The following is a 19,380-nucleotide window of genomic DNA, read 5'->3' on the forward strand; positions in this document are numbered from 1 at the left end:
ATGGACGAGCCGCAGGTCGCCGTTCGCGACGGCGCGATCCTGGTGCCACGGCTGGTCCGCGCCACGTCCCGGCCGATGCTGACCGTGCCCGATGCCCCGAGCTGGCACCTCGAGCCCGGCGGTGACGGCGCCCTCGACAGCGTCCGCGTGGTCGAGACCGACGAGCCGCTGCCGGCCGGTCACGTGCGGATCGAGGTCCGTTCGGCCGGCATCAACTTCCGCGACGTGCTGATCGCCCTCGGCACCTACCCCAACCCGGACGTCCAGCTCGGCTCCGAAGCCGCCGGCGTGGTCACGGCCGTCGGCGACGGCGTGACCGACTTGGTGCCCGGCGACCGCGTCTTCGGTTTGGTACCCGGCAGCTTCGGCCCGGTCGCGGTCGCGGACCGGCGGATGCTGGCCCTGATCCCGGACGGCTGGTCGTTCACCGACGCGGCGTCGATGCCCGTGGTTTTCCTGACGGCCTACTACGGCTTGGTCGATCTTGGTCGCGTCCAACCTGGTGAGTCCGTGTTGATCCACGCCGCCGCTGGTGGCGTCGGCATGGCGGCGGTACAGCTGGCCCGTCACCTCGGTGCGGAGGTGTATGGGACCGCGAGCCCGGCCAAGTGGGCGGCGACCGGTCTGGCCGCCGATCACCTGGCGTCGTCGCGCGAACCGGGCTTCGCGGCACGCTTCCCCGCGGTCGACCTCGTGCTCAACTCCCTGACCGGCGAGTTCATCGACGCGTCGCTGGGCTTGTTGAAGCCGGGTGGCCGGTTCGTCGAGATGGGCAAGGCCGACCTGCGCGAACCGGAAGATGTTGCGTACCACGCGTTCGACCTGTTCGAGGCCGGACCGGACCGGGTCCAGCAGATGCTCGCCGACCTGCTGGACCTGTTCGCCGCCGGTGCGCTCACGCTGCTGCCGGTCCGGTCGTGGGACGTGCGCGACGCCCAGACCGCACTGCGTCACCTCGGGCAGGGCAAGCACATCGGCAAGAACGTCTTCACCATCCCGCGCGCACTCGACGCCGACGGCACGGTCCTGATCACCGGTGGCACCGGCACCCTGGGGCGGTTGCTGGCCCAGCACCTCGTCGCGCGGCACGGCGTGCGGCACCTCGTGCTGGCCAGCCGCAGCGGCGGCCCTGTCCCCGAGTTGGATGCGGGACCCGAGCTGGACGCCGACGTCCGGGTCGTGGCGTGTGACGTCGCCGACCGTGGCGAGCTCGCCGGGTTGCTGGCCACCATTCCCAATCTGACCGGCGTCGTGCACGCGGCCGGGGTGCTCGACGACGGCGTGCTCGACTCCCTCACCGCGGACCGGCTCGACGCGGTGTTCGCGCCGAAGGCCGAGGCCGCCCTGGCGTTGCACGAGCTGACCGACGACCTCGCCCTGTTCGTGGTGTACTCCTCCGCGGCCGCGACCCTCGGCACAGCCGGGCAGGCCAACTACGCCGCCGCCAATGCCGTGCTCGACGCCCTCGCCCAGCACCGCCGGGCCCGCGGTTTGCCCGCGGTGTCCCTCGGCTGGGGGTTGTGGGCCGAGACCAGCACCATCAGCGCCGCGCTCGGCGACGTCGACCGGGCGCGCCTGGACCGCACCGGCACCGCACTGGCCACACAGGACGGTCTGGCGTTGTTCGACCGCGCGATCGCCAGCGGGCATCCGCACCTGGTGCCGATGCGGCTCGACCTGCGCGGTCGCGACGACGTGCCGCCGATCCTGCGTTCCCTGGTCAAGTCGCCGGTCCGCCGTGCCGCTGCTGCCCGGGCCGCACTGCCGGTCACGGACGAACGCAGCCTCACCGACCTGCTGCTGACCGAGGTCGCGGCCGTGCTCGGCCACGGCTCGACGGGTGCGATCGAGCCGACGAAGGCGTTCCGGGACCTCGGGTTCGACTCGCTGACGTCGGTCGAGCTGCGCAACCGGCTCACCGCCGCCACCGGGCTGAAGCTGCCGGCCACGGTCGTGTTCGACCACCCCACCCCGGCCGCGCTCGTCGCGTTCCTGCGTGCCGAACTGGGCGGGACCGAGATCGTCCACAGTGGACCAGCTCTCATGGTCCCCATCGAGGACGACCCGGTCGTGATCATCGGCATGGGCTGCCGTTTCCCCGGTGGCGTGCGCTCGCCGGAGGACCTCTGGCAGCTGGTCGCGTCCGGCACCGACGCCATCGGCGCGTTCCCCACCGACCGCGGCTGGGACCTCGACGCGCTGTTCGACGATCCCACCCGCCCCGGCACGTCGACCGCCCACGAGGGCGGCTTCGTGCACGACGCGGGGGAGTTCGACGCCGAATTGTTCGGCATCTCGCCCCGCGAGGCGCTGGCCATGGACCCGCAACAGCGGCTGCTGCTGGAGACGACCTGGGAGACGCTGGAGCGGGCCGGTATCGACCCGCTGTCGTTGCGTGGCCGCCAGGCCGGCGTGTTCATGGGTGTGTCCAGTTCGCACTACGCCATCGGCGCGGCCCTGCCCGACGAGGTCGAAGGGCACGTCCTCACCGGCACGACCACCAGCGTCGCGTCCGGCCGGCTCGCCTACACCTTCGGGCTCGAAGGCCCGGCCATGACCGTGGACACGGCGTGCTCGTCGTCGCTGGTCGCGCTGCACTTGGCAGTGCGGGCGCTGCGGTCCGGTGAGTGCACGATGGCCCTGGCCGGAGGCGCCACCCTGATGGCGACGCCGGGCATCTTCACCGAGTTCAGCAGGCAGCGCGGCCTGGCCCCGGACGGGCGCTGCCGGTCGTTCGCGGCGGACGCCGACGGCACCGGCTGGTCCGAAGGCGTCGGCGTGCTGCTGGTGGAACGGTTGTCCGAGGCGCGCAGGCACGGCCACGACGTGCTCGCCGTCGTGCGCGGCTCCGCGATCAACTCCGACGGCGCGTCCAACGGCCTCACAGCGCCGAATGGGCCGTCGCAGCAGCGGGTCATCCGCGCGGCGCTGGCCGACGCCGGCCTCACACCGTCCGAAGTGGACGTCGTGGAGGCGCACGGCACCGCGACCCGGCTGGGTGACCCGATCGAAGCCCAGGCGGTGCTCGCGACCTACGGCCAGGACCGGGATCGCCCGTTGTGGCTGGGGTCGTTGAAGTCGAACCTCGGGCACACCCAGGCCGCGGCCGGGGTCGGTGGCGTGATCAAGATGGTCATGGCGTTGCACCACGGCGTCCTGCCGAAGACGCTGCACGTCGATGCGCCGTCTCCGCACGTGGACTGGGCGTCGGGTGCGGTGTCGCTGCTGACCGAGCAGCGGGAGTGGCGGTCGGATCGGCCGCGGCGGGCGGCCGTGTCGTCGTTCGGGATCAGCGGCACCAACGCCCACACCATCCTCGAACAGGCGCCACCCGCGCCCGTCGTCGCACCCGCGCCGGACGTGCGTGGGCCTGTGCCGTGGGTGCTGTCGGCCCGGTCGGCGGAAGCGTTGCGGGAGCAGGTATCGCAGGTCCGCGAACTGGACGCGTCCCCGCTTGACGTCGGCTTCTCGTTGGCGACGACTCGGGCCACCCTGGAGCACCGGGCCGTCGTGCTGGGCTCGAAGGTGGTCGAGGGCGTGGCCACCCCGGGCAAGCTGGCGTTCCTGTTCACCGGTCAGGGTGCGCAGCGCGTCAGCATGGGCCGGGAGTTGTACGCCCGGTACGCGGTGTTCGCGGCGGCGTGGGACGAGATCGCGTCGCGGGTGCGGATTCCTTGGGACGACGCGGAATCACTGAACCAGACCGAGGGCGCGCAGGCGGCGTTGTTCGCGCTGGAGGTCGCGCTCTTCCGGTTGCTGGAGTCCTGGGGTGTCACGCCGGATCACCTGCTGGGGCACTCGATCGGGGAGATCTCGGCAGCACATGTGGCCGGGGTGTTGTCGCTCGAGGACGCGTGCACGCTGGTGGCGGCGCGGGGCCGGTTGATGCAGGCGTTGCCGCCGGGTGGGACGATGCTGGCGGTCGAGGGCACGGAAGCGGATGTGCCCGAGGGCATTGACATCGCGGCGGTCAACAGTGCCACCTCGCTGGTCGTCTCCGGGACCGAAGCCGAGATCGCGGCGCTGGAGGAGAACTGGCGAGCGGCGGGTCGGCGGGTCAAGCCGCTGACGGTGTCGCACGCGTTCCACTCCAAGTTGATGGAACCAATGCTCGACGAGTTCGCGGTCGTGGCGGAGTCGTTGACCTACCACGAGCCGCGGATCCCGATGTTCGGCGAGGTCACCGATCCGGCGTACTGGGTGCGGCAGGTCCGGGACACCGTCCGGTTCGCCGACGGCGTCCAGCGGCTGGTCGACGACAACGTCACGACGTTCCTCGAACTCGGCCCGGACCCGGCCTTGTCGGTGCACGTGCCGAACGCCGCCGCGGTGCTGCGCCGCGACCGCGACGAGGCCGAGACGCTGCTCACCGCCGTCGCCAGTGCCTGGACGCGGGGCGCGGACGTCGACTGGGCGCGGTTGCTGCCTGGCGGGCGGCGGATCGCGCTGCCGACGTATGCGTTCCAGCGCCGGCGGTTCTGGTTGCGGCCCGAGGCTCGCGCGGCCGAGGGGGCGGACGCGGAGTTCTGGGCCGCGGTCGACGCCGAGGACACCGAAGCCCTGGGCACCGAACTGGCCGCCGTGCTGCCCGAGTTGTCGGCGTGGCGACGGGACCGGCAGGCAAAGTCCACTGTGGAGTCCTGGCGGTACCGGGTCGGCTGGACGCCCGTGCGGGACCGGTCGGCGACGCTCACCGGTTCCTGGCTCGTGGTCGGCGACGGCCCGGATGTTGTTGCCGCACTGGAAACCGCGGGCGCGGACGTCGTGCACTCCGACGGTCCGGTGCCGGGAGAGTGGGCCGGGATCATCTCCCTGCTCGACCTCGAAGGCACCACGACCCTGGTGCGGGCCGACCTCGGCGCGCGGGTCTGGGCGGTCACCCGGGGCGCGGTGTCCGTCGGCCGTGCCGACGCGTTCGTGGATCCGAAGGCCGCGCAGCTGTGGGGTTTCGGCCGGGTTGCGGCCCTGGAACTGCCGCACCGCTGGGGCGGGCTCCTCGACCTGCCCGAGCACCTGGACGACCGGGCCGGGACCCGGCTGGTATCGGCGCTGACCGGCGACGAAGACCAGGTTGCCGTCCGCGACTCCGGCGTGTACGCCCGCCGCTTGCGCCGTGCCCCGCAGCCGGCCAAGGCGCCCGAGTGGACGCCGTCCGGCGCGGTGCTGGTGACCGGCGGTACCGGCGCGCTGGGCATCGAGGTCGCGCGGTGGCTGGTCGAGCGCGGTGCCGAGAAGCTCGTGCTGCTCAGCCGTCGTGGCTCGGGCGCGACCGTGCCCGACTTCGGCGTGGACACCGTGGTGGTCGCCTGCGACGTGGCCGACCGGGACGCGCTGGCCGCGGTGCTGGCCGAGCACCCGGTCACGGCCGTGGTGCACGCCGCCGGGATCGAGAGCACGACTCCCATCGAGCAGCTGACCGCCGACGAACTCGCGGCCGTGCTGCACGGCAAGGCGATCGGCGCGGACAACCTCGACGCGCTGCTGCCCGAAGCCGAGGCGTTCATCCTGTTCTCCTCGATCGCCGGGACCTGGGGCAGCGGCGGCCAGGCGGCCTACGCCGCGGCCAACGCACACCTGGACGCCCTGGCCCAGCGCCGCCGCGCGCGCGGGCAGCACGCCACCGCCGTCGCGTGGGGCCCGTGGGCGGGCGCGGGCATGGCCGCCGCGGACGACCGGCACGACTACCTGCGCCGCCGCGGCTTGACCGCGCTGGCGCCGAACCTCGCGATCGCCGCGCTCAGCCACGCCGTGGATCACGACGAGACGTACGTGACGATCGCCGACGTCGACTGGGCCCGGTTCGTCCCCCTGTTCACCTCGGCCCGGCCCAGCCCGCTGCTCGGCGAGCTGACCGACGAGCTGACCGATGTCGGCGAACCGGCCGCGACCTCGACCGACCTCGCCCGCCGCCTCGACGCCCTTCCCGCCGCCGAACGCCGTCGCGCCCTCGGTGAGCTGGTCCGGGCCGAGGCCGCCGCCGTGCTCGGGCACACCGACAGCGCGGCCGTCGAGCGGACCCGCCCGTTCAAGGACCTCGGCTTCGACTCGCTCACCGCGGTCGAGTTGCGCAACCGGCTCACCGCGGCCACCGGCCTGGCTCTGCCGACCACGCTCGTGTTCGACCACCCGACCGCCGATGCCCTGGCCGATCACCTGGCCACGCACTTGCTCGGCGCCCCTGAGCAGGCACGGCCGACCGCACCCGCCGCGGTCGCGGACGAGCCGATCGCCATCGTGGCGATGAGCTGCCGTTATCCCGGCGGGGTGGCCTCGCCCGAGGACCTGTGGCAGCTGGTCGTGTCCGGGGTGGACGCCATGGCCGAGTTCCCCGCCGGCCGCGGCTGGGACCTCGACGGCGACTACGCCCCGGTCGGCGGTTTCCTCGACGACGCCACGACGTTCGACGCCGGCTTGTTCGGGGTGTCGCCACGGGAAGCGCTCGCCATGGACCCGCAGCAGCGCGTCGTGCTGGAGGCGTCCTGGGAGGTCGTGGAGCGCGCCGGGATCGACCCGCTGTCGTTGCGGGGCAGCAGGACCGGCGTTTTCGTCGGCGCGTCCAACTCGGAGTACGGCACCCTGCTGGCGGGCGAGGCCGAGGGCCACTACCTGACCGGGACCGCGAACAGCGTCGTCTCCGGCCGGGTCGCGTACACGTTCGGGCTCGAAGGGCCCGCGGTCACCGTGGACACGGCGTGCTCGTCGTCGCTCGTCGCGTTGCACTGGGCGGTCCAGGCCCTGCACCGCGGCGAATGCGATCTGGCATTGGCCGGTGGTGTCGCGGTTTTGGCCACGCAGTCCGGTTTCCGCGAGTTCGCTCGTCAGGGCGGGTTGGCCGCGGACGGCCGGTGCAAGCCGTTCGCGCAAGCGGCTGACGGGACCGGCTGGGCCGAGGGTGTGGGCATGCTCTTGGTGGAGCGGCTGTCGGATGCTCGGCGTAATGGTCACCGGGTGTTGGCTGTGGTGAAGGGTTCGGCGGTCAATTCCGATGGTGCGTCGAACGGCTTGACCGCGCCGAATGGCCCGTCGCAGCAGCGGGTCATCTCCGCTGCACTGGCCACCGCGGGTCTTGCACCGTCCGATGTGGACGTGGTCGAGGCCCACGGCACTGGTACCGCCCTGGGTGATCCGATCGAGGCCACGGCACTGTTGGCCACGTACGGTCAGGAGCGGGACCGTCCACTGTGGCTAGGTGCGGTCAAGTCGAACATCGGGCACGCGCAAGCCGCGTCGGGCGTGGCCGGTGTGATCAAGATGGTCATGGCCCTGCGGCACGACACCCTGCCCAAGACCCTGCACGTCGACGAGCCCAGCCGGCATGTGGACTGGGCGTCGGGTGCGGTGTCGTTGCTGACCGAGACGACGCCGTGGCCGCGGCGGGAAACCCCGCGCCGGGCCGGGATTTCGTCGTTCGGGATCAGCGGCACGAACGCCCACACCATCATCGAAGAAGCACCTTCGCTTGATCCGGCCCCGGAGCCGGCCACCGAGGTGCCGCCCACCGAGGTGCCAGTGGTGCCGTGGGTGGTCGCGGCGCACAGCCCGGCGGCGTTGCGCGGCCGGATCGACCAGCTCACCTCGTGGGAAACCGGTGCCCGCCCCGTGGACGTGGCGCTGTCGCTGGCCACCACGCGTGCCGCCTTGCCCCACCGGGCGGTGTTGTTCCCGGACGAGGTGCGCGGCGAGGTGGACGAGGGGCGCACGGCGTTCCTGTTCACCGGTCAGGGCGCGCAGCGAGCCGGGATGGGACGCGAGCTGTACGCGGCGTTCCCGGTGTTCGCCGACGCGTTCGACCTGGTCTGCGCGCACCTGGACGCCGAACTGGACGAGCCGCTGAAGTCGGTGGTGTTCGGCGACTCGCCGCTGCTGGACCAGACCCAGTACACGCAGGCGGCCCTCTTCGCGCTCGAAGTGGCCTTGTTCCGGTTGCTGGAGTCGTGGGGCGTCACGCCGGACTTCCTACTGGGCCACTCGATCGGCGAACTGGCCGCCGCGCACGTCGCGGAGGTGCTGTCCATCGAGGACGCGTGCACGCTCGTGGCCGCGCGTGGTCGCCTCATGCAGGCATTGGCGCCGGGCGGCGCGATGCTCGCGGTCGAGGCGACCGAGGACGAGGTCCCGGCGGGCATCGACATCGCGGCGATCAACGGACCGACCGCGATCGTCGTGTCCGGGGACGACGACGAGATCACCGCGCTGGAGACCACGTGGCGCGCGCAAGGCAAGCGTGTCAAGCGCCTCGTGGTGTCGCACGCGTTCCACTCGCACCGCATGGACCCGATGCTGGCCGAGTTCGGCGCCGTCGCCCGCACGCTCACCTACCGGCCGCCGCGCATCCCGATCGTGGGCGGGGACGTCACCGATCCGGCCTACTGGGTGCACCAGGTCCGCGAGACCGTCCGGTTCGCCGACGGTGTGCGCCGGTTGCGCGACGACAACGTGACGACGTTCCTGGAGCTGGGCCCCGACGCGATCCTGTCGGCCCACGTGGACACGGCCGCCCCCGTGCTCCGGCGCGGACGCGACGAGCTCGCGACCCTGTTCCGCGCGGTCGGCGGCGCCTGGGTCACGGGTACCGAGGTCGACTGGGCAGCGGTCTTCGCGACCTGGGACGCCCGGACCGTCGAGTTGCCGACGTACCCGTTCCAGCGTGAGCGGTACTGGCCGGCCACCCGTCAGCCGCTGCTCGGTGAGCCGGTCGTGCTGGCCGGTGGCGACACGCTGCTCACCGGCACGCTCAGCCTCGCCGCGCAGCCATGGCTCGCCGACCACCGCGTCGCGGGCACGGTGCTGGTGCCGGGCACGGCCTTCGTCGACCTCGCGTTGCGGGCGGGCCACCCGGGCCTCGACGAGCTGACCTTGGCCGCCCCGCTCGCGGTGACCGAGCCCGTCGCCGTCCAGTTGCGCGTGACCGCCGACCATCGCATCGAGGTCCACGCGCGCCCCGCCGGCTCCGACGCGCCGTGGACCTTGCACGCCACCGGAACGGTGTCCGACCGCGACACGATGACCGCCGACCGGCTCTCCGCCTGGCCGCCGGACGCCGAGCCGCTCGACTGCGACCGCTGCTACGCCGACCTCGCCGGCCGTGGTCTCGACTACGGCCCGGCCTTCCAAGGCCTCACCGCCGCCTGGCGCGACGGCGACACCGTGTACGCCGAGGCGTCGGTGCCCGACGCCGGCGAGTTCGGCCTGCACCCGGCGTTGCTGGACGCCGTCCTGCACGCCATCGGCCTGGTCACCGACGGCGCCCGCCTGCCGTTCGCGTGGTCCGGCGTGACGTTGCACGCCACCGGGGCCACCGCGGTGCGGGCCCGGCTCACCCGGCTCGGCCCCGACGAGTACGCGGTCCTGGTCTGTGACGGGGCCGGCCTGCCAGTCGTCGAGATCGCCTCGCTGACCCTGCGTCCGCTGCCCGACCGGCTCGACCGCCCGGACGGCGCGCTGTACACAGTGGACTGGGTCGAGGTGCCCGCCGTGGCTGCGGCCGACGACGTCACCGTGGCCGACTTCCGTGCCACCCCCACGACCGATCCTGACGGCGTTCGCGGCCGTGTTCGGGAGGCATTGGCCGCCATCCAGTCGTGGCTGGCCGAGCCGACCGGCCGGCTGGTCGTCCGTACGAGCGGCGCGGTCGCCGTCCGCCCGGACGAGGACGTGCCCGATCTCGCGGGCGCCGCCATCACCGGCCTGGTCCGCTCGGCTCGCACCGAGCACCCCGGCCGGATCACCGTGCTCGACGGCGACGGCCCGCTCCTGCTGGCCGACGACGAACCCGATCTGGCGCTGCGCGACGGCGTGCTCCGCGCGCCCCGGCTCGTCCGCACCGCGTCGACAGAATCAACCGGTTCGACCAGTTCGACGGCGAACCTCGAAGGCACCGTCCTGATCACCGGCGGCACCGGCGCGCTCGGCGCCCGGGTCGCCCGCCACCTGGCGACGCGGCCCGGCGTCCGGCGCCTCGTCCTGGTCAGCAGGCGCGGCCTCGACGCCCCCGGCGCCGCGGAGCTGGCGGCCGAACTCGACGTGCCCGAGCTCGACGTGACCGTGCTCGCCTGTGACGTCACCGACCGGGACGCGTTGACCGCTGTCGTCGACGCCATCCCGGATCTGACGGCTGTGGTCCACGCCGCCGGGGTGCTCGACGACGGGGTGCTCGAGCGCCTCACCCCGGACCGGGTCGACGCCGTGCTGCGGGCCAAGGTGGACTCCGCGCTCGCGTTGCACGAGTTGACCCGCGAGCGGCCGCTGACCGCGTTCGTGCTGTTCTCCTCGGCGTCGGCCACGTTCGGCACCGGTGGGCAGGCCGCGTACGCCGCCGCCAACGCCGTGCTCGACGGCCTCGCCGCGCACCGCCGCGCGGCCGGACTGCTCGCGACCGCGCTGGGCTGGGGCCTGTGGGCGGTCGGCATGGCCGAGAACCTGAGCGACGACGCCCGGAACCGGCTCGGCGGCGCGCTGTCGGCCGACACCGGGCTCGCCCTGCTCGACCAGGCGCTGGCCGCGGACCGGCCGCACGTACTGCCGATGCTGGCCGACCTGTCGGCGCTCACCCGGCGCGAGCCGGTGCCCGCCCTGTTGCGCGCCATGGTGCGTGGCATGGTCCGTCCGGCTCGCCGCCGCGCGGTCGCCGCGAGCGCCGAGCCGGTCCGGGACGCCAAGGCGCTCGGCGAACTGGTCCGCACCCAGGTGGCCGACGTGCTCGGGCACTCGTCGGCCGGCGCGGTCGACTCCCGCCGGTCGTTCGCCGAACTGGGCTTCGACTCGCTGCTCGCCGTGGAGCTGCGCAACCGGATCGGCGCGGCCACCGGCCTGACCCTCCCGGCCACGCTGATCTTCAGCTACCCCAACCCGGACGCCCTCGCCGAGCACCTGCTCGCCGAGCTGACGGGCAGGACCGCGCCCGCCGCGGTGGAACCCGCGCACCAGACGACGGACGGCGACCCGATCGCCATCGTGGCCATGAGCTGCCGCTACCCGGGCGGCGTGGACAGCCCGGAAGCCTTGTGGGACTTGGTGTTCGACGCACGCGAAGGCATCACCGAGTTCCCGGCCAACCGCGGCTGGGACCTCGACGGGCTCTACCACCCCGACCCCGACCACCCCGGCACCAGTTACACCCGCGAAGGCGGCTTCCTGCACGACGCGGACCGCTTCGACGCCGCGTTCTTCGGCATCTCGCCCCGTGAGGCCATCGCCATGGACCCGCAGCAGCGGCTGCTGCTGGAGCTGTCCTGGGAGGCGTTCGAGCGGGCGGGCATGGACCCGACGTCGTTGCGCGGCAGCAGGACCGGCGTGTTCGCCGGCGTCATGTACCACGACTACGCCGCCAGCATGGCTGCCGTGCCGGAGGACGCCGAGGGCTACCTGGGCACGGGCACGGCCGCGAGCGTGGTCTCCGGCCGGGTCGCCTACACCTTCGGGCTGGAGGGCCCGGCCGTCACCGTCGACACCGCCTGCTCGTCGTCGCTGGTGGCGCTGCACTGGGCGGTCCGGTCGCTGCGGTCGGGCGAGTGCGCGATGGCATTGGTCGGCGGCGTCACCGTGATGGCGCGCCCGGACACCTTCGTCGACTTCAGCAGGCAGCGTGGGATCGCGGCCGACGGTCGCAGCAAGTCCTTCGCCGCCGCGGCCGACGGGGTGGCGTGGTCCGAGGGCGCGGGCGTGCTGCTGGTCGAACGGCTCTCCGACGCCCGCCGCAACGGTCACCCCGTGCTCGCCGTCGTGCGCGGCACCGCCGTGAACTCTGACGGCGCGTCCAACGGCCTGACGGCACCGAGCGGTCCGTCGCAGGAACGCGTGATCCGGCAGGCCTTGCGCGACGCGCGCCTGGCACCGTCCGATGTGGACGTCGTCGAGGCGCACGGCACCGGCACCACGCTCGGCGACCCGATCGAGGCGCAGGCCGTGCTGGCCACCTACGGGGCCGACCGCACCGGCGAACCGCTGTGGCTGGGCTCCCTCAAGTCGAACATCGGGCACACCCAGGCGGCGGCGGGCGTCGGCGGCGTGATCAAGATGGTCATGGCCCTGCGGCACGGGCTGCTGCCGAAGACGTTGCACGTGGACGCGCCGTCGCCGCACGTCGACTGGACCGCGGGCGCGGTCGAGCTGCTGACCGAGGCGCGGCCGTGGCGAGCGGGCGAGCGGCCACGACGGGCGGGCGTGTCGTCCTTCGGGATCAGCGGCACGAACGCCCATGCCGTGCTCGAAGAAGCTTCGCCAGCCCCAGAGCCGGAACCCGCCGATGCGCCCGGCCCACTGCCATGGGTCGTCTCGGCGGGCAGCCGCACCGCGTTGGCGGCGCAGCTCGACCGGCTGGCCGAGGTGTCCGGCCATCCGCTCGACGTGGCGTTCTCGCTGGCCACCGGCCGGGCCGCGCTCGAGCACCGCGCGGTGCTGGTGGGGGAGCGCCGCGTCGAGGGTGTCGTCACGCCGGGCAAGGTCGCGTTCCTGTTCACCGGTCAGGGTTCGCAGCGGGTCGGGATGGGCCGGGAGCTGTACACGGCCTACCCGGTGTTCGCGGCCGCGTGGGATGACATCGCATCCCGGCTCCGGATTCCCTGGGACGACGAAGCTTTGCTGAACCAGACCGAAGGCGCGCAGGCTGCGTTGTTCGCGTTGGAAGTGTCGGTGTTCCGGTTGCTGGAGTCGTGGGGCATGACCCCGGACTTCCTGCTCGGGCACTCGATCGGTGAACTCGCCGCCGCGCACGTCGCGGGCGTGTTGTCCCTCGACGACGCCTGCACGTTGGTGGCGGCGCGCGGCCGGTTGATGCAGGCCCTGCCGTCCGGCGGGGCGATGCTGGCCGCCGACGCCACCGAGGCGGACGTGCCCGACGGCCTCGACATCGCCGCGATCAACAGCCCGACCTCCCTGGTGGTGTCGGGGACCGAGGACGAGCTCGCGGCGCTGGAGGCGACCTGGCGAGCCGAGGGTCGGCGGGTCAAGCAGCTGTCGGTGTCGCACGCGTTCCACTCGCGGCTGATGGAGCCGATGCTCGACGCGTTCGCGACCGTCGCCGACTCGCTGACCTACCACGAGCCGCGCATCGCGATGACCGGTGACGTCACGGATCCGGCCTACTGGGTGCGCCAGGTGCGCGCCACCGTGCGGTTCGCCGAAGGTGTCGAGTGGTTGCGCGAGCAGGACGTCAGCACCTTCGTCGAACTCGGCCCCGACGGCGCGCTGAGTGCCCACGTCGAGGACGCGATCCCGGTGCTGCGCCGCGACCGCGACGAAGCCGAGGCGCTCCTGGCCGCCGTCGGCACCGCCTGGACGCGGGGTGTTCCGGTGGACTGGCCACGGCTGCTGCCCGGCGGCCGCCGGATCGACCTGCCCACCTACGCCTTCCAGCGCGAACGGTTCTGGGTGGACGCACCCGCGCCCGCCGACACCACCGCCACCAGTGACGCCGGCTTCTGGCAGGCCATTGAGGCCGGCGACCTCACCGGCCTGGCCGACACCCTCAACCTCGACGCGGATGCCCTCACCGCGGTCGTGCCCGCGTTGTCCTCCTGGCACCGCGGCCGGCGCGAGGCGTCCACTGTGGATGGCTGGCGCTACACCGTCGCCTGGCGTCCGGTCACGCCGCCGGCCGCGAGCCTGTCCGGGACCTGGGCCGTCGCCGGTTCCGACCCCGAGGTCGCCGCGGCGTTGCGGGCCGGCGGTGCCGAGGTGGTCGAGTTCGACGGCGCCGAATTGCCCGGCAACCTCGCCGGGATCGTGTCGACGCTCGATCTCGCCGGAACCGTCGTCCTGACCCAGGCCGCGCCGGGTGTGCCGCTCTGGTGTGTCACCCGTGGTGCGGTGTCCACCGGCCGTGCGGACCCCATCACTGATCCCGAGCAGGCGATGCTGTGGGGCTTCGGCCGGGTCGCCGCGCTGGAGCACCCCGACTGGTGGGGCGGGCTGGTCGACCTCCCGACGACGCTGGACCACCGGGCCGCCGCGCGTCTCGTGGCCGTCCTGGCGGGCGCCGAGGACCAGGTCGCCGTGCGCGACACCGGGGTGTTCGCCCGGCGTCTGCGTCGCGCGCCGCACCGCACGGGTGGCACACCGTGGCGGCCGAGCGGCACGGTCCTGATCACCGGCGGCACCGGCGCACTCGGCGCCCGGGTCGCGCGCTGGGTGGCGGCCCGCGGCGCCGAACACCTCGTGCTGCTCAGCCGCCGTGGCCCGGACGCCCCCGGCGCTGCGGAGCTGGCAGTCGAACTCGGCGCCACCGTGCTCGCCTGCGACGCCGCCGACCGCGACGCCCTGGCCGAGGTCATCGACGGCATCCCGGGCCTGACCGCCGTGTTGCACGTCGCCGGCGTGCTGGACGACGGCGTGATCGGCGCGCTCACCCCGGACCGGTTCGCCACGGTGCTGCGGGCCAAGGCCACCGCGGCACGCAACCTGGACGAGCTGACCCGCGACCGCGACCTGACGGCGTTCGTGCTGTTCTCCTCGATCACCGGCACGATCGGCAACCCCGGTCAGGCCAACTACGCCGCCGCCAACGCCTACCTCGACGCCCTCGCCGAAGCACGCGCCGCCGCCGGGCTGCCCGCCACCTCGATCGCGTGGGGCCCGTGGGCCGACGCCGGCATGGCCGACGAGGTGGCCGCGCGTCGCATGCGCCGCGCCGGCATGCCACCGATGAACCCCGACCTGGCCCTCGCCGCGCTCGGCGCCGCCGTGGATCAGGGCGGTCAGGGCGAGCCGGTCGTTGCCGTCGCCGACGTCGACTGGGACCGCTTCGGCGAGGGCTTCACCGCCGCCCGGCCGAGCCCCCTGCTGGCCGAGCTGCACCAGCCGTCCACAGTGGACACCGCGCCGGTGGGCCACACCGTGGCCGAGTTGGAGGAGCTGGTGCGCGCCACCGCCGCCGCGGTGCTCGGGCACGCCTCCTCGGCCGCGGTGGATTCCGCGAAGGCGTTCCGGGACATCGGGTTCGACTCGCTCACCGCCGTGGAGTTGCGCAACCGGCTCGGTGCCGCCACCGGCCTGCGGTTGCCCGCCAGCCTGGTGTTCGACCACCCGTCACCCGCCGCCGTCGCGGCCTACCTGCAGGGCGAACTGTCCGGCACGACCACGGTCGACGACGCGCCGATCGTGACCCGCGAACCGGACGACGCCATCGCCATCGTGGCCATGAGCTGCCGGTTCCCCGGCGGAGTCCGCGGTCCCGAGGAGTTCTGGGCGCTCATCTCGGGTGGTGTGGACGCCATCGGCGACTTCCCGGCCGACCGCGGCTGGGACCTCCCGGCCGACGTGCCGTTCGCGCGGCGGGGCGGGTTCCTGGCCGGGGCGGCGGACTTCGACGCCGCGTTGTTCGGCATCTCCCCACGCGAGGCGCTGGGCATGGACCCGCAGCAACGCCTGCTGCTGCAGGTGTGCTGGGAGGCGTTCGAACGCGCCGGGATCGACCCGACCTCGGTGCGTGGCAGCCAGACCGGTGTCTTCGCGGGCACCAACGGCCAGGACTACCTCACCCTCGCCGTCCAGGCCGACGAAGCGGACGGGCACGTGGGCACCGGCAACGCCGCCGCCGTGCTCTCCGGGCGCGTCGCCTACACGTTCGGGCTGGAAGGCCCGGCGGTCACCGTCGACACGGCGTGCTCGTCGTCGCTGGTGGCCGTGCACCTGGCCGCGCAAGCGTTGCGCAGCGGCGAGTGCACGCTGGCCCTGGCCGGCGGCGCGACCGTCATGGCCACCACGAACGCGTTCGTCGAGTTCGACAAGCAGGGCGGTCTCGCCGCCGACGGCCGCTGCAAGCCGTTCTCGGCCGACGCCGACGGCACCGGCTGGGGCGAGGGCGTCGGCGTACTGCTGCTGGAACGGCTTTCCGATGCCCGGCGCAACGGCCACGAGGTCCTGGCCGTGGTCCGGGGCAGCGCGGTCAACTCCGACGGCGCGTCCAACGGGCTGACCGCGCCGAGCGGCCCGTCGCAGCAACGGGTGATCCAGCGTGCGTTGGCCGCGGCGGGGCTTCGTCCGTCCGAAGTGGACGCGGTCGAGGCGCACGGCACCGGCACCGAGCTGGGCGACCCGATCGAGGCGCAGGCGTTGCTCGCCACCTACGGCAACGACCGCACTGGTGAGCCGTTGTGGCTCGGTTCGGTGAAGTCCAACATCGGGCACACGCAGGCCGCCGCGGGGGTGGCCGGCGTGATGAAGATGGTGCTGGCCATGCGGCACGGCGTGGTGCCCGCCAGCCTGCACCTGGGCGAGCGGACCGGCCACGTCGACTGGGCCGCCGGCGCGGTCGAGCCGGTGGGGGAGAACCGGCCGTGGCCGGTCACCGGCGCGCCGCGGCGCGCGGGCGTGTCGGCGTTCGGCATCAGCGGCACCAATGCCCACGTGATCATCGAGCACACCCCTGCCGAGGCGAAGCCGCCGTCCACGTACGACGGTCTGGTGCCGTGGCCGCTGTCCGCGGCATCGGAGCAGGCGCTGCGGGCGATCGACCTCCCGGCCGACGGCTCCGCCGTGGACATCGGCTGGACGCTGGCGACTTCGCGTTCGGGCCTGCCGCACCGGGCGGTCCTGCTGGCGGGTGCCGAGATCGCGCGGGGCTCGGTCGTGCCCGGTGGGCGGACGGCGTTCCTGTTCACCGGGCAGGGCGCGCAACGAGTCGGCATGGGTGCTGCGTTGCACGCGGCGTTCCCGGTCTTCGCGGACGCCATGGACGCCGTGTGCGCCCGGATCGACACGACGCTGGACCGTCCACTCAAGACGGTGATGTTCGAGGACACCGGTCTGCTGAACCAGACGCAGTACGCACAAACCGCGCTGTTCGCGCTGGAAGTGGCCTTGTTCCGGCTGCTGGAGTCGTGGGGGATCACGCCGGACTTCCTGCTCGGTCACTCGATCGGCGAGCTGGCGGCCGCCCACGTGGCGGGTGTGCTGTCCCTCGACGACGCGTGCACCCTGGTCGCCGCGCGCGGCCGGTTGATGCAGGCGTTGCCGTCGGGCGGCGCGATGCTCGCGGTCGAGGCGACCGAGGACGAGGTGCCGGCGGGCATCGACATCGCGGCGATCAACAGCGCGACCTCGCTGGTCGTCTCCGGCACCGAGGACGAGATCGACGCGCTGGCGCGGACCTGGCCCGGACGCCGGCACAAGCGGCTGACCGTCTCGCACGCGTTCCACTCGCGGCTGATGGAGCCGATGCTCGCCGAGTTCGCCGCGGTCGCGCAGTCCCTGAGCTACGAGCGGCCCCGCATCCCGGTCGTGGGGGCCGACGTGACCGACCCGGCCCACTGGGTCCAGCAGGTTCGCGCCACCGTGCGGTTCGCCGACGGTGTGGAGCGGCTGCGCGCCGAGAACGTCGCGACCGTCCTCGAACTCGGCCCGGACGGCGTGTTGTCCGCGTTCGTCGACGGTGCCGTGCCGGCCCTGCGCGGCGATCGCGACGAGACCGAGGCGGTCCTGCGTGCGCTCGCCGAGGCCTACGTCCGTGGTGCCAAGCCGCGGTGGGCCGAGGTCTTCGCGGGCTGGGGCGCCCGGTTCACCCCGCTGCCCACCTACCCCTTCCAGGAGGAACGCTTCTGGCCCGACGTCACGACCAGCACGACCGTCCGCGACCCGGCCGAGGGCTGGCGCTACCAGGTGGGCTGGGCGCGGCTGCCCGAGCCGGAGGCGCCGGTGCTCACCGGCACCTGGCTGCTGGTCGGGCCGCCCGGGGACGTGGCCGACGCGATGACCCGAGCCGGGATCGACATCGTCACGGTCGACGGCACGGCGGACCGCGCGGTACTGGCCGAACGGTTGCAGGGCGTCACCACCGACGTCGTCGGCGTACTCGCCGTGGACCAACCGCTGGACGCGGTGCTTGCCCTCGTGCAGGCCGACCTGGGTGCGCCGCTGTGGTGTGTCACCCGGGGCGCCGTCGCCGACTGCCCGGACCCGGTGCAGGCACGGTTCTGGGGCTTCGGCCGGGTTGCCGCGCTGGAGCACCCCGACCGCTGGGGCGGCTTGGTCGATCTCCCGCCGACGCTCGACCAGCATTCGGGCGACCGGTTGGCCGCCGTGCTGGGCGGCACCGAGGACCAGGTCGCGATCCGCGCCGACGGCGTGTTCGGCCGGCGCCTGCGCAGAGCCACCACCCGAGCCACCCGGGCCACCCAAGCCGCCGCGGCCGAACCCTGGCGGCCGGAAGGCACCACGCTGATCACCGGTGGCACCGGCGCGCTCGGCCGGCACGTCGCCCGCTGGCTGGCCGAGCGGGGCGCGCCACGTCTGCTGCTCGTCTCGCGGCGCGGCCCGGATGCGCCTGGCGCCACCGAACTGGTCGCCGAACTGGCCGCAGTGGGCACCGAGGCGGAGGTCGTCGCGTGCGACGCCGCCGACCGGGACGCCTTGGCCGCGTTGCTGAGCGAGCACCCGGTGACCGCGGTCGTGCACGCGGCGGGCACCCTCGCGGACAGCACGATCGGCACGCTGACCCAGGAACAGCTCGCCGACGTCCTGCGGGCCAAGGCCGACGCGGCGGACGTCCTCGACGAGCTGCTTCCGGAGGCCGAAGCGTTCGTGCTGTTCTCCTCGTTCGCCGGGGTGCTCGGCAACCCGGGCCAGGCCAACTACGCGGCCGCCAACGCCCACCTCGACGCCTTGGCGCAGCGGCGCCGGGCCCAGGGCCGGCCTGCGACTGCGGTGGCGTTCGGACCGTGGGCCGACGGCATGACCGGCACCGGCAAGGCCGGCGTCACCCCGATGGCACCGGCCGCGGCGCTGTCCGCACTGGGCCGTGCCGTCGACGGGGGCGAGACGGTCATCGCGGTCGCCGACCTCGACTGGGCCGCGCTGGCCCCGAGCCTCACCGCCGCACGGCCGAACCCGTCGCTCGTGGAGCTCGTCGACGCCACTTCGGCCCCTGAAGTGAGCTTGCGTGATCACCTCGCCGCCGCGCCCGCCGCGGAACAGCAGCGGATCGTGCTCGACGTCGTCCGCGAGCGGTCCGCCGCTGTGCTCGGTCACCGGGCCGGCGCCGTGCTCGACGTGGACCGCCCGTTCCGCGAGCTGGGGCTGACCTCGCTCACCGCGGTCGAGTTGCGCAACGCGCTCACGGCGGCGACCGGGCTCACGCTGCCCGCGAGCCTGGTGTTCGACCACCCGACGCCCGCCGCCGTCGCGGAGCTGTTGCGCGGCGAGCTGTGCCCGTCTGACGAGGTCACGGCGATCGTCACGCTGGAGAAGTTCGAGGCGGCGCTGGCCGCGCTCACGCCCGGCTCGGCCGAGCTGGCCACGATCGCGACGCGCCTGGACCAACTCATGTCCACTGTGGACGGCAAGCGGGCCGGTGCGGCCGCTGCGGCCGACGAACTGGGCACGGCCAGCGCAGACGATCTCTTCGAGATCATCCAAAACGAGTTCGGCAAGTCCTGATGGGGAGTT

The 19,380-nt window shown here is 73.5% G+C and carries 1 protein-coding gene; it reads left to right on the forward strand.

The features are described from left to right. Positions 1 to 75 precede the first annotated feature (75 nt). Entirely contained in the window at positions 76 to 19,371 is a 19,296-nt protein-coding gene (locus EV186_RS40260) for a type I polyketide synthase (RefSeq protein WP_481808315.1), read from the forward strand. The last annotated feature ends 9 nt before the right edge of the window (positions 19,372 to 19,380 follow it).

Origin of the sequence: Labedaea rhizosphaerae (genome assembly GCF_004362825.1) — a bacterium.
Classification (GTDB): domain Bacteria; phylum Actinomycetota; class Actinomycetes; order Mycobacteriales; family Pseudonocardiaceae; genus Labedaea; species Labedaea rhizosphaerae.

What these genes read in the sequence shown, in the direction of transcription:
- EV186_RS40260 (WP_481808315.1), top strand. Translation starts at nt 76, where the DNA reads ATGCTGACCGTGCCCGATGCCCCGAGCTGGCACCTCGAGCCCGGCGGT.